The sequence below is a fragment of the Nocardia sp. NPDC004340 genome (assembly GCF_053602575.1).
On record NZ_JBSGDW010000001.1, the window covers coordinates 74798 to 87090 of the forward strand.

At 69.7% G+C, this 12293-nt stretch carries 11 protein-coding genes and 1 riboswitch; of the genes, 4 read left to right on the forward strand and 7 right to left on the reverse strand.

What is annotated here, in order from left to right:
• Positions 1 to 27 precede the first annotated feature (27 nt).
• Positions 28 to 525 carry a fluoride efflux transporter CrcB gene (gene crcB / locus ACWEOI_RS00360; RefSeq protein WP_433670867.1) on the forward strand — a complete coding sequence of 166 codons (498 nt, stop codon included), beginning with the start codon at positions 28 to 30 and terminating at the stop codon, positions 523 to 525.
• Positions 522 to 881, forward strand: a complete 360-nt coding sequence (gene crcB, locus ACWEOI_RS00365; RefSeq protein WP_452358557.1) for a fluoride efflux transporter CrcB — start codon at positions 522 to 524, stop codon at positions 879 to 881. The genes crcB (ACWEOI_RS00360) and crcB (ACWEOI_RS00365) overlap by 4 nt, the downstream gene beginning before the upstream one ends.
• Positions 882 to 905: 24 nt before the next feature.
• Here the strand turns inward: crcB (ACWEOI_RS00365) and ACWEOI_RS00370 are convergent, their stop codons facing one another.
• The 4 genes from ACWEOI_RS00370 to ACWEOI_RS00385 all read right to left on the reverse strand — a co-directional run bounded on the left by ACWEOI_RS00370 (position 906) and on the right by ACWEOI_RS00385 (position 4618).
• Positions 906 to 1142, reverse strand: a complete 237-nt coding sequence (locus tag ACWEOI_RS00370; protein ID WP_433670863.1) for a hypothetical protein — start codon at positions 1140 to 1142, stop codon at positions 906 to 908.
• A gap of 200 nt (positions 1143 to 1342) precedes the next feature.
• Complete coding sequence (locus ACWEOI_RS00375) at positions 1343 to 1834, reverse strand: ester cyclase (protein ID WP_433670861.1); 492 nt, start codon at positions 1832 to 1834, stop codon at positions 1343 to 1345.
• Between the two features lie 57 nt (positions 1835 to 1891).
• A complete protein-coding gene (locus ACWEOI_RS00380; RefSeq protein WP_433673239.1) occupies positions 1892 to 3034 on the reverse strand; it encodes an MFS transporter in 1143 nt (380 codons plus the stop codon).
• A 366-nt stretch (positions 3035 to 3400) separates the two neighbouring features.
• Positions 3401 to 4618 (reverse strand): NADP-dependent isocitrate dehydrogenase, encoded by a 1218-nt coding sequence (locus ACWEOI_RS00385; protein WP_357282226.1) that lies wholly within the window; start codon positions 4616 to 4618, stop codon positions 3401 to 3403.
• 268 nt (positions 4619 to 4886) lie between these two features.
• Here ACWEOI_RS00385 and ACWEOI_RS00390 point away from each other — a divergent pair, with 268 nt between their 5' ends.
• On the forward strand, positions 4887 to 5522 hold the full coding sequence (locus ACWEOI_RS00390) for a hemerythrin domain-containing protein (protein ID WP_452358558.1): 636 nt from the start codon (positions 4887 to 4889) through the stop codon (positions 5520 to 5522).
• Between the two features lie 29 nt (positions 5523 to 5551).
• Here the strand turns inward: ACWEOI_RS00390 and ACWEOI_RS00395 are convergent, their stop codons facing one another.
• The 3 genes from ACWEOI_RS00395 to ACWEOI_RS00405 form a co-directional block, all read right to left on the reverse strand.
• Positions 5552 to 8959 carry a BTAD domain-containing putative transcriptional regulator gene (locus tag ACWEOI_RS00395; protein ID WP_452358559.1) on the reverse strand — a complete coding sequence of 1136 codons (3408 nt, stop codon included), beginning with the start codon at positions 8957 to 8959 and terminating at the stop codon, positions 5552 to 5554.
• A gap of 49 nt (positions 8960 to 9008) precedes the next feature.
• A complete protein-coding gene (locus tag ACWEOI_RS00400; RefSeq protein WP_433670857.1) occupies positions 9009 to 9629 on the reverse strand; it encodes a hypothetical protein in 621 nt (206 codons plus the stop codon).
• Between the two features lie 115 nt (positions 9630 to 9744).
• Positions 9745 to 11151 carry an MFS transporter gene (locus ACWEOI_RS00405; RefSeq protein WP_433670855.1) on the reverse strand — a complete coding sequence of 469 codons (1407 nt, stop codon included), beginning with the start codon at positions 11149 to 11151 and terminating at the stop codon, positions 9745 to 9747.
• Positions 11152 to 11377: 226 nt separating this feature from the next.
• Between ACWEOI_RS00405 and ACWEOI_RS00410 the strand changes: the two genes are divergently transcribed.
• Positions 11378 to 12115: a TetR/AcrR family transcriptional regulator gene (locus ACWEOI_RS00410; RefSeq protein WP_452358560.1), complete on the forward strand. Its 738-nt coding sequence runs from the start codon at positions 11378 to 11380 to the stop codon at positions 12113 to 12115.
• A 33-nt stretch (positions 12116 to 12148) separates the two neighbouring features.
• Positions 12149 to 12260: riboswitch (SAM riboswitch) on the forward strand.
• Positions 12261 to 12293 lie beyond the last annotated feature (33 nt).

The window sequence follows — 12293 nt, forward strand, 5'->3', positions numbered from 1 at the left end:
GTGTGCGCGCTGGAGTAGGAGACCCGTGTGACCCGAGAGCTGGACGCGACCGCCCAGGCGGCCGAACCCATCGACCCCGACATCGATCTGCATCAGCCCGACCAGCGGCAGGAACTGCCGCACTCCCAGGGCGCGATCCTGACCGTCATCTCGATCGGCGGCGCCATCGGCGCACTCGCCCGCTACGGCCTCGCCCAGGTGTGGCCGACTCCCGCGCACGGATTCCCGTGGGCCACCTTCGCCACGAATGTGCTGGGCTGCTTCCTGATCGGCGTGCTCATGGTGATCGTCACCGAACTGCGCACCGCCCACCCACTGGTGCGGCCGTTCCTCGGCGTCGGCATCCTCGGCGGGTTCACCACGTTCTCCACCTACGCCAACGAGACCCGCGCGCTGCTCGAACCCGGCACTGTCGCAACGGCGTTCGGCTATCTGGCCGCCACGCTGGTCTGCGCGCTCCTGGCCACCCTGCTCGCGGTGCGGCTCACCCGCGCGGCGGGCGGCTACCGGAAGGCGGCGGCATGACCGGACTGCTGGTGATCCTCGGCGCGATGGTCGGCGCACCCCTGCGGTACCTCACCGACCGCGCCATCCAGACCCGCCACGACAGCGTGTTCCCATGGGGCACCCTCACCGTCAATCTGGCGGGCTGCCTGATCCTGGGCGCGCTCACCGGCGCGGCCGCCTCCTCCCCCACCTTCGCCCTGCTCGGCACCGGCTTCTGCGGCGCGCTCACCACCTACAGCACCTTCGGCTACGAGACCGTCCGCCTCACCGAGGAACGGTCGTACCTGTACGCCGCCCTCAATGTGACGGTCAGCCTCGTCGCCGGACTGGGCGCGGCGCTGCTGGGGTTCACCACGGCGCACGCCCTGGTCTGACGTGCGCCGGGCGGTTCCGGGCGGTCAGGTGTGCGAGTTGTACATGCAGGCATCGCAGGTCCAGCCCGACGCGGTCATAGCGCAATCCTGCAGCCGGATATAGGAGTTGCCGATCCGCTCGCGACACGCGGTCGCGCAGCCGTTGAGGTCCTGGCCGCAACTGATGGCGTCGGCGGAGGCGATGGCGGGCACGGCGAGGGCGGGCACGATCAGCCCGGCTAGCAAACTCGCGGCGAGGACGGCGGTTCTTACTGCGCGCATGACGGGAAGTCCCTTCTCGGAAGAACGATGTCAGCTCAGCGAAACGCGTGCTCCCACTCCCTACTGGACACTCGAGCGGGTTGCCAGCACTGTTTCAGCAAACAACATTCGCGCCGGTCAGCACAAGACCGGCGCGCACCTGATCCGGGCGGTGTGATCCGGCCCGCAGGCCACACCACACCGCCTGGACAGCGAACGAATCAGGCCGACGCCGACTGCGCCGCCGGAATGACACCGAGCTGCTGCAACATCCCGAGCGTGTCCCAGTTCGCCCAGCTCTCGCCGACCTTGCCGTCGGCCTGGAAGCGGGTGACGGTCATACCCGCGATGACGACCGGCTTGCCGGTGGCGGGCATCCCCATCAGCGGACCCTGATTGGTGCCCGACGCCGTCCACCGGGTGAGGACGAAATCGCCTTCCGCGAACTGCTCGTTGACCAGCATTCTGGTATCGGGGAACGCGGCGAGGTACATCTCCGCCTGCCGCCTGAGCGCCGCGGGACCGTGCACCTCCGCGTGCGGATTCTGTGGATCGTGATCGATGGCGTCCGCCGCGATCACTTCATCGAAGACATCGAGATCCCTGGCGTTCCAGGCATCGAATATGCGCTTGGCCGTGGCTTTGTTCTGCTCTGACATGTCGTTCCCGTCCTTTCGTGCAGGAAACGTCTTCCACTGGTAATTCGGCGCCATATTCATGATCCACCCGCGCCCCCAGAAGGCGAAGGGGCCGAACCGGAAATCCCCGGGCTACCGGCGCTCCGGCCGGCGCGCGAGGGACACGGTCGCCACGAACAGCAGCACGCCCAGCACCGCCAGCCCGGCACCGACCACCGCCGGAGCGGTGTAACCCATCCCCGCGGCGATCACCAGGCCACCCAGCCACGCACCCGCGGCGTTCGCGATATTGAGGGCCGCGTGATTCAAGGCGGCGGCGAGGGTTTGCGCGTCGTGGGCGACATCCATCAGACGGGTCTGCAGGGCCGGGGCCAGCGCCGCGCCCGACGCGCCGACCAGGAACGCCCCGACCGCCGCCGTGTACGGATTGTGGGCCGCCGCAACATAACCCGCCAGAATCACCACCATCGCCAGCAGCGAGACGAACACCGCGCGATCCACGCCGCGGTCGGCCAGCACGCCGCCCGCGATATTGCCCGCCACCATGCCCAGCCCGAACAATGCCAGCACCAGCGGCACCAGGCCGATCCGCACGCCGGCCACATCGGTGAGGGTGGTGGTGATGTAGGTGTAGACCGCGAACATGCCGCCGAAGCCGATCGCGCCGACCAGCAGGGTCAGCAACACCTGCGGACGCCGCAACGCGGTCAGTTCGGTCCGGGGATCGGTCATGCGAATGCCGTGCAGCTCGGGCACGAGCCGGGAGAGCGCGGCCACCGTCGCCACACCGATCACGGCGACCACCGCGAAAGCGGCCCGCCAGCCGAGATTCTGGCCCAGCCAGGTCGCTGCGGGAACGCCGACGACATTGGCGGCGCTCAATCCCAGCATAACCGCGGCCACCGCCTTCGCCCGCTGCCCCACCGGGGCCAAGGACGCCGCCGCCAGCGACGCCACCCCGAAATACGCGCCGTGCGGCAAACCCGAAACGAACCGCGCGAGAGTCAAGGTCGCGAATGTCGGCGCGACCACACTGGCGGCGTTGCCCAGCGTGAACGCCACCATCAACGCCATCAACAGTCGTTTGCGCGGCACCCGCGCGCACAGCGCCGCGATCACCGGGGCGCCCACCACCACGCCCAGCGCGTACGCCGAAACGATATGTCCCGCAGTCGGTTCCGACACCTTCATGGCGTCCGCGATATCGGGCAGCAGACCCATCGTCACGAACTCGGTTGTGCCGATACCGAATCCGCCCGCGGCGAGCGCCAGCATGGCCGCCACCGGCCACCGTCGGGTCTCGCCGGAGGCGACGGCCCCACCCCCGGCGGGAGCGGTCCCGGCGGGAGCCGCGTCGGGCACGTCGGTCGCGGATACAGAGTTCGCCATGGAATTGCGCAACGCCGCCCGCGGCGTCCCGCTTCCCCCTTCGCCCGTGAGTCCGCTCACCCCGCGGGAACCTCCCCGGAAAACAGTTCGGGCACCCGCCCACCCACCGGTTCCGGTGGGGGCAGGTGCCCGTTGGGCGCGGTGGATGTTCTGGCCGGGACTGTGGTCCCGGCCGCCATCGTCACCGCTTCGCGCTGTTCACGTTCGCGCGGCTCTCCTCGGACGTCGGAACGTCCACCCGGAGTAAGGGTTTCAGCGAATCTCGCGAGCCAGGTTGGCGTCCAGCACGCCGAGGAACTCCTCGGTGGTCAGGTAGCCCTGGTCGCCGCCGACCAGCAGCGCGAGGTCCTTGGTCATCTGACCGGACTCGACCGTCTTGATGACGACGTCCTCGAGGGTCTGCGCGAAGCCGATCACCTCGGGGGTGTTGTCCAGCTTGCCGCGGTGGGCCAGGCCACGCGTCCACGCGAAGATCGAGGCGATCGGGTTGGTGGAGGTGGGCTTGCCCTGCTGGTGCTGACGGTAGTGACGGGTCACGGTGCCGTGCGCCGCCTCCGCCTCACAGGTGCGGCCGTCCGGGGTCAGCAGCACGGAGGTCATCAGACCCAGCGAGCCGAAGCCCTGCGCCACGGTGTCGGACTGCACGTCGCCGTCATAGTTCTTGCAGGCCCAGACGTAGCCGCCCTCCCACTTGAGCGCGGAGGCGACCATGTCGTCGATCAGGCGGTGCTCGTAGGTCAGACCGGCCGCGTCGAACTCGTCCTTGAACTCGGTCTGGTACACCTCCTCGAAGGTGTCCTTGAACATGCCGTCGTAGGCCTTGAGGATGGTGTTCTTGGTCGACATGTACACCGGGTAGTTCTGCTGCAGGCCGTAGTTCAGCGAGGCCCGCGCGAAGTCCCGGATGGACTCCTGGAAGTTGTACATGCCCATGACCACGCCGCCGTCTTCCGGCATGCGCACGACCTCGTGCTGGATCGGCTCGGAGCCGTCCTCGGGCGTGAAGGTCAGGGTGACGGTGCCCGCCTGGTGCACCTTGAAATCGGTGGCGCGGTACTGGTCACCGAAGGCGTGACGGCCGATGATGATCGGCTTGGTCCAACCCGGAACCAGACGCGGGACGTTCGAGATGATGATCGGGGCGCGGAAGATCGTGCCACCCAGGATGTTGCGGATGGTGCCGTTCGGCGACCGCCACATCTTCTTGAGGCCGAATTCCTCGACTCGGGCCTCATCGGGGGTGATCGTCGCGCACTTGACGCCGACGCCGTGCTTCTTGATGGCGTTCGCGGCGTCGATCGTGATCTGATCATCGGTCTTGTCGCGGGCTTCGATGCCGAGGTCGTAGTACTCGAGGTTCACGTCGAGATACGGATTGACCAGCTTGTCCTTGATGAACTGCCAGATGATCCGGGTCATCTCGTCGCCATCGAGTTCGACGACAGTCCCTTCAACCTTGATCTTGGACATGGATCTTCGTGTCCTCCTAGGAAGGTGGTGCTCCCATTGCACGGCCGGTGAGCACCGCTTGTAGCGGACCCCAGCTGTTCAACAGACAACGTATACGCATGACTCCCGGCACCGGACCTGTGGTACCAGGTCCATGTCCGATGTGGCGTCAAGCAAGACAAGCGTACTGCTGCTATGGACCTCACCGCGCGGGCAGCCCCCGCTGTGCGGGAACCTGCCCTCAGTTACTCGCAAGTAGGGTGCAAGTGATCGGGCCCACAGTCCCAGTATGCCGACCACCCCCGAGCCCGACCTGCTGGGCATGCGCCTCGCCCACCGCGCCATGATCGCCGACACCGCGCGCTTCACCGAGCTGACCCGCGACATCGCCGCCGGACGCGCGAACTGCCCACCCCGACGAGCCGCGGCCATCGCCGAATACCTGCTGCTGCTCTGCGACAGCATCCACCATCACCACACCATCGAGGACGAGGTGCTGTGGCCGCTGCTGCGCGACACCGGCGCGGTGGACGTGCGCGAACTCGAGGACGACCACGCCCAGCTCGACCCCATCCTGGACAGCGTGCGCGCCGGCGCGCGCGAACTCGCCCGCGCGGGATCCGCGGCGGCGCTCAGCGACCACCTCGCCCACTTGAACGAGTTGCTCAGCGAGCACATCGCCGACGAGGAGGACACCGTCTTCCCGGTGATCACGGCCCACCTCGACGCCCGGCAGTGGAGCGCCGTCGAAGCCGCCGCCCGCAAGGGCGCGACCATGAGCTTCGAACTGCCCCGCATGTTCGGCATGTGCACGCCCGAGGAATGGGAGCGCGCCAACGCCGAGGGCGGGCTCGTGCTCGGACTCATGCTGCGCTGGTTCGGGCGGGGGCATCGGCGACGGGAAGCGCTCATCGCCGGGAACTGATCGGCGGGCCGGGCCGAGTGCCCTGCCGATCAATTCGCGCCCGCCGGTGGGAGGGTCGCGAGCTGGGCGGCGAGATGGGCATCGACCGCGGTCGCGCGGGCTCGATGCGCGGCGGCGGCCTCCGAGTCGCCGAGCGCGTCGGCCAGCTCGGCCAGCACCGTGTCGATCGGACCGTAGACGACCGAACCGGTGTCGAGGCCCGCGACGGCGCCCAAGCGCGGGAGCATGTCCCGATAGCACTCGGCGGCGGCCTCGAGCTCGCCGAGCCGCAGCGCGACCCGGGAACGGAAGACCGCCATGACCGACCAGTAGTGATCCCGGCGGATCGGCGCGGCCGCGGCGAAAACCGCACGCGCCGCGTCGGGTTCACCACTGTCGAGCAGCGCCAGCGCGTACGGGTGCGCGAGCGCCTCGGGCGAGATCGCGTACACCTGCGCCATCGGCTCCACCAGGCCGGACAGGTCGCCGCGCGCCCAGCCCAGCATCATGCCCCCGGCGATGAGCAACTCCGCGCCATTCGCCGCACCCGCCGCGACCATTCGAGCGCTGGCCTCCGCGTACGCGCGCTCGGCGGCGTCGAGGTCGCCGCGCAGCACGGTGAGCACCACATCGAACAGGGTGAGCACGATCAGCATCTGATGCAGCTGACCACCCGTCGCGCACTCCAGCCCGCGCTCGGCCTCCCGGCGCGCCCGCACCAGATCGTTGTCCGCACCGGCGATCAGGCAGCCCAGAAAATGCGCCACCGCCTGGAACTCGACCAGACCCGCCGCCGTGGACACCGCCAGCAGCTCGTCGGCCAACCCCGCCCGTTCGTCCCACAGGTCCGGGCCGAGCGCGACATAGGCGCGGACATTCAAGGCCGCGCACAGCAATTCGGGATCCCCCAGTTCGCGCGCCGTCGCAACCGCCTCCGCGGACGCCGCGAACGCCAGCGCGTCGTCATCACCCTCGACCTCCACGACCAAGGCCACCAGCAGCCGCACCCGCACGGCCGCGGGCAGCGGTCGATCCAGCGCCGCCCGCAACGCACCGATCACCCGATCGTCCGGCAGCCGCTTGTCCCGGGTACCCCAGATCAGCGGCGCCCGCCAGGAACACAGGGCCAGGGCGATGGGATCGATTGCGGCACCGAAGCTCTGGTCACCCATGGCGAGGTGCTCGGCCAGCTCGAGGGCGGCGGCGCGCTCGGCGCGGGCGGCGGCGTCGTTGCCGCGGTAGGCGAGGGCGTTGACCAGGGCGCAGCGGACTTCCAGAATGGCCGCGCCCACAACGGGATCGGGGCCGTCCTCGCGATGGCCCGCAAGCGTGTGCAAATCCAGCGCGGCCCGCCACAGCGGTTCCGCCTCGGCGAACGCGCGGCGGGCACCGTCCTGCCGGGCGGCGGCCAGGACGTACCCCAGCGCCTCCCCGGCGGTGCCCGCGTGTGCGCCGGTCATGGCGTGATGGGCGAGCAGGGCCGGATCCACCGGATTCACCTGCTCGGCCACGCGCAGCGCCGACCAGTGCATGCGGCCCCGACGCAGCGCGGGAATGCCCGCGTAGACCGCGTCCCGGGTCAGCGCGTGCCCGAAACGGATCCGGCCCCCGGGCTCCAGGCGCAGCAGCCCGGCCACCACCACGGTGTCCACCAGATCGACCAGGGCACCTTCGGTTTCGCCCGTCAGCTCCAGCAACGCGTCGAAATCCGACTCGCCGCCCCACACCGCGAGCAGCCGCAGCATGCGCGCCGCCTCGGCGGGCAGACGCGCGATCCGGCGGTGCAGCACATCGCTGACCCCCGCCGGAACCGCCAGCAGATCCCCTTCGGCGGCAGCGAGTTTCGCCAGCTCGGCCACGAACAGCGGATTGCCGCCGGTGCGGTCACGCACCAATTCGGCGGTGGCGTCGTCGATTCCGCGCAGGCCGGCCGTCCTCGCCACGGTCCGCACGGCCTCGAGGTCCAGCCCGGTCAGCTCCAGCCGTCCCGAGGTCACCGCCGCCAGCGCCGCCGACGTGGCCCGAACCTCGTCCCCCACTTCCGATCCGCGCATGGTCACCACGAACAGCACCGGAGCCTGCGCCGACCACGCCACCACCTGCCGCAGGATCTGCAGCGTCGCGCTGTCCGCCCGATGCGCGTCCTCCAGCACCACCAGCACCGGCCCGGCCGCACTCGCCGTATCGACCGATCTCGGGGTATCCGGGGCGACCGGGCCGGGGCTCATCCGCCCACCCGGGGTGTCGATGGGCTGTCCGGTCCATTCGGCGAAGCGATCGACCACGGCCAGCGACAGCCGGAACGGTGTCGCGTCCGCACCGAGATCGGCTGCCTTGCCGCCGGATTCACCGGTCAATTCCATCCAGGCCCAGGCCGCCGGAGCGCCGTCGACCTCGGGGCACCGTCCGACCGCGGTCCGCCAGCCGGCGGCGGCCAGCTCGTCGGCGACCGACCGCACCAGCGTCGTCTTACCGGCTCCCGCCTCGCCTTCCAGCCACACCAATCGGCTGCGGCCGTCCGCGGCTTCGCGGGCGGCGGACAGCAGCGCCGAGCGTTGGCCCGCGTAGCCGACCGGGGCGGACATCGGCGGCACGGGGTCCGGCCGATCGGGCACTACCGATGTGACCGTCGCCGCGAGGTCGGTGGAATGTGAACGGGTCGAGCCTGATTCCGCGGCGACCGGCTCGGCGGGCGTGGGCAGGGTGAGGGCCGGGTCGTGCGCGAGGATGGCGGCTTCCAGCTCGCGCACGGGCGGGCTGGGGTCGATGCCGAATTCGGTGTTGAGGGTGGCACGGAGGTCACGCAGGGTGGCGAGAGCGTCGAGCTGGCGGCCCTGGCGGTAGTGCGCGAGGGCCAGCAGCCGGACGGCGGCCTCCCGTTCGGGGTGTTCGTCGACCAGGCGGCGCAGGGCCGCGACGGCCTCCTCCGGGCGGCCCAGGGCGAGGGCGGCATCGGCCCGCTGTTCCACGGCGGTCCAGCGCCTATCGGTGAGGCGGGCGATATCGGCGGCACTCCAGGCCGCGTCGGCGTAGGCGGCATACGCGGGACCCCGCCACAGCGCCAGCGCGGAATCGAGGAGGCGGTGGCGGGCGGCCGGATCGGATTCGGTGGCGGCGGTGGACACCAGGTGGTCGAAATGCCAGACGTCCACGGCCGAAACCGGCAGGCGCAGCGCGTATCCGGGGGTCTGCGACACGAGCACACCCGCGGGCGCGCGCGGCGGCCGATCCGGCTCCAAGGACCGCCGCAGATACGAGATGTGCGCCTGCAACGCTCCCGAGGCCTTCGGCGGCGGCTCCCCCTGCCACAGATCCTCGATGAGCCGATCCGCCGAAACCACCTCGCCCCCGGCCGAAACCAGGCGCGCCAGCACCGCCCCCTGCCTCGGCCCGCGCAAAGGGGCGGGCCGACCATCCACCGTCACCCGTAGTGCGCCCAGCACTTCCACGAAAACCACGGGTGATACATCGCCTGCGACAGCCGGACCGTAACCGCCGCGGCGAGCCTCACGATCGGAGCGCGCGCACTCCGGCCAGCGCGAGCACCAGTCCGACCCCGATCGTCCCCGGAATGATCCACCAGCCCTCCGCCCCCGGAAGCCCTTCGGCCCCGGCCATCGCGAGCACCGCGACGATCAGCACCACCGCGCCCACCCGGCCGAGCAGCGGACGCGGGGCGGCGAGCGCACACCCGGCCAGCAGCAGGAAACCCACCAGGAAGGCGGCGGCGAGCGGCCCGTTGACCGGGAGCGCGGCCTCCTCGATGGCGGTTTGCTCGTGGTGCGACAGCCGCGAGGCGACATAGACCTCGTGATACGCGCCGATCGGGATCGCGACCGTGAGCCCGACGAACAGCAGGACCCGGGCGGCCGCGGAAACCTTTGCGGGCCAACCCTTCCCATCGCGCCAGGCGGTGAGCAGCACCGGCAGGCCGACCGCCATCAGCACCGCGCCCGTGCCGAAGGTCAGGTGGGCGGCGGCCCAGGTGGCGGACTGTTCGGCCGCCTCGGAGTGTTCCAGCGGGTGCAGGGCATTGCCCACGGCGAACAGCACGCCCCCGGCGATCAGCGCGCCCGCGCGCAGCCGGAGGTCGGGATCAGTCGCGGTGGGCACTTTCGTCATCGTCATGGTCGTACTGTCGGCCGGGGCAATGCACCGCGACTTGCCGCCGACTTGCGGCCGAAACGACGCGTGCCCGCCGCGAGACTCGCGGCGGGCACGGTGCGGAATCACCGGCGGTGGCTCACACGCCCACGTGCACGGCGTGCTCGTCACCCTCGAGCAGGTTCTGCGGCTTGTCCCGGACCATGAACGCCGCGATCGGAACGCACAGCGCGAAGAAGATCGCGCCGATCAGGAACGCCACGTTGTAGGAGTGGATCGAGGCCCGCTCCATCACGTGGTCGACGGTCACGTTGTTGCGCACGTACCGCTCGGCCACCTGGACCGAGATGGTGGTCAGCAGCGCGGTGCCGATGGAACCACCCACCTGCTGGGCGGCGTTCAGCAGCGCGCTGGCCACGCCCGAATCCTCGGCGTCGACCTGGTGCAGCGCGGTGGTCTGCATGGACACGAACAGCGCACCCATGCCCAGGGCGATCAGGATCATGGCGGGCAGCAGGGCGGTCGCGTAGCTGTCGCCGTACTCCAGCCGCGACAGCCACACCAGGCCCGCCGCGCCCAGCACCGAGCCCGCCAGCATGAGCGGCCGCGGCCCGATCTTCGGTAGCACCGCCGAGGCGATACCCGCCGACACCACGATGCCCGCCGGGAACGGCAGGAACGCCACACCCGTCTTCAGCGCCGAGTAGTGCTCCACGATCTGCAGGTAGAAGCTCAGGTTCAGGAACATGGCGAACATGGCGATCGGCACCAGCAGCGCGATCAGATACGACCCGCCGCGGTTGATCTCACCCGGAATACGCAGCGGCAGGAGCGGATTCGCGGTCCGGGCCTCGATGGCCACGAACGCCGCCAGCAGCGCCACACCCACCACGAACAGGGCCAGCGTGGTGGAGGCGGTCCAGCCGTCGGAGGCCGCGCGGCTGAAGCCGTACACGATGGAGATCAGGCCGAGGGTGACGGTGACCGCGCCGGGCAGGTCGTAGCCGCCGGTGCGGGGTGCGGGCACATCCTTGACCACGAAGGCGAACGCGCCGGCCAGGGCGAGCAGCGCGACCGGGGTGTTCACCAGCAGCGACCAGCGCCAGTTCGCGTACTCGACGAGAGCGCCACCGGCGATCAGGCCGAGCGCGGCGCCCGCCGCCGACACACCGGCGAACACGCCGAAGGCCCGGGCCCGTTCCTTGGCCTCGGTGAAGGTCACCGACACCAGCGACAACGCCGCCGGGGCCAGCAGCGCGCCGAACGCGCCCTGCAGCGCGCGGCCCGCGAAGAGTTCGGCCTGGTTCTGGGCGAGACCGGCCAGCGCGGAGGCCGCGGCGAAGCCGATCAGGCCGACCATGAGGATCCGGCGGCGGCCCAGGTAGTCGGCGAGGCGGCCGCCGAGCAGCAGCAGACCGCCGAAGATCAGGGTGTACGCGGTGAAGATCCACTGCTTGTCACCGTCGCTGATGTGCAGATCCTGCTGCGCGAACGGCATGGCGATGGTGACGATCGTTGCGTCCAGGACCACCATCAGCTGTGCCATGGCGATTACGCCGAGCGCCCACCAACGCCTGGAATCTTGTGCGGGACTTGCTTTTTCGTCTGTACCGAGAGCGTCCGTCGCTACGGTCATGAGCCTCTCCTCTGGAGTTCGAAGGCAGCTCCACCATAGTGACCCCCACCGACAATTGGCGTCAAGGGAAAAATGTCGCAGCGCGACAGTTGTCATACTGGGACAGGAAAACGCAGGAAGGACCTACGATGGAGGGATGTCGGAGTTGTCAAGTCACATCGGTGTGATCTCGCGTCACCGCCCCGGCCTGCGTGAACGCAAGAAGCAGCAGACCAGGACCCGGATCATCGACGTCGCCCTGCGGTTGTGCGGCGAACAGGGCTTCGACGCCACCACCGTCGAGCAGATCGCCGACGCCGCCGACGTCTCCCCGCGCACCGTGAACCGGTACTTCGACAGCAAGGAGGCGATCGTCATCGCCCCCATCGAGGGCTGGGGACAGGCCCTCGCCGATCAGCTGCGCGCCCAGCCCGTCACCGGCGACGAGATGGAAGCGCTGCTCGGCGCGTTCCTCGCGGTCGTGGAGCAGATCATCGACTCCGACGCGCCCGTGCCGTTCCGCTGGTTCCAGCAGATGCAGCGCATCACCCGCGACAGCGTCGCCGTGCGCGCGCTCAGCATGGAATCGGCCGACACCAAGACCCGGGCCATGTCCGAGGTGCTGGCCGAACGCCTGGGACTGCCCGAGGACCACCTGACCGTGCGGCTCATCGCCACCACCTGGCACGGCATCGTGCGGGTCGGCATGGAATGCGAGTTCGAGGACAGCGACGAGTTCCCGGACTGCACCACCGTCACCACCGCCCGCATGCTCGCCGACAGCGTCCAGGCGGCATTCGACGAATTCCGGCGGGTCTGTTGTGGTGCGACAACGCTATTTCCCCCCGTAAACGGGGGAAATACCACCGAGAATGCGACAAACCCCACTGCGTAGATCGGGCCGGACGGCCGCTAGAATCCCGCATTAGGTCAAGAGCATCAGCGTTAAGGCCCCGGCTTGCTGATCGGCAACCCTCCAGCTGCGGTGGGGTGCTCCGGGTGCAGACCGGGCGTTCGAGGGCCGAACGCAAGCGCAACTAGGAGGTCTACCGAAATGTGTTGTTGTCGAAGCC

Bases quoted from the DNA above. Each gene is read 5' to 3' on its own strand.
- crcB (WP_452358557.1), top strand. From the start codon at position 522: ATGACCGGACTGCTGGTGATCCTCGGCGCGATGGTCGGCGCACCCCTG.
- ACWEOI_RS00370 (WP_433670863.1), bottom strand. From the start codon at position 1,142: ATGCGCGCAGTAAGAACCGCCGTCCTCGCCGCGAGTTTGCTAGCCGGG.
- ACWEOI_RS00375 (WP_433670861.1), bottom strand. From the start codon at position 1,834: ATGGCGCCGAATTACCAGTGGAAGACGTTTCCTGCACGAAAGGACGGG.
- ACWEOI_RS00380 (WP_433673239.1), bottom strand. From the start codon at position 3,034: ATGCTGGCGCTCGCCGCGGGCGGATTCGGTATCGGCACAACCGAGTTC.
- ACWEOI_RS00385 (WP_357282226.1), bottom strand. From the start codon at position 4,618: ATGTCCAAGATCAAGGTTGAAGGGACTGTCGTCGAACTCGATGGCGAC.
- ACWEOI_RS00390 (WP_452358558.1), top strand. From the start codon at position 4,887: ATGCCGACCACCCCCGAGCCCGACCTGCTGGGCATGCGCCTCGCCCAC.
- ACWEOI_RS00400 (WP_433670857.1), bottom strand. From the start codon at position 9,629: ATGACGATGACGAAAGTGCCCACCGCGACTGATCCCGACCTCCGGCTG.
- ACWEOI_RS00405 (WP_433670855.1), bottom strand. From the start codon at position 11,151: ATGGCACAGCTGATGGTGGTCCTGGACGCAACGATCGTCACCATCGCC.
- ACWEOI_RS00410 (WP_452358560.1), top strand. From the start codon at position 11,378: ATGTCGGAGTTGTCAAGTCACATCGGTGTGATCTCGCGTCACCGCCCC.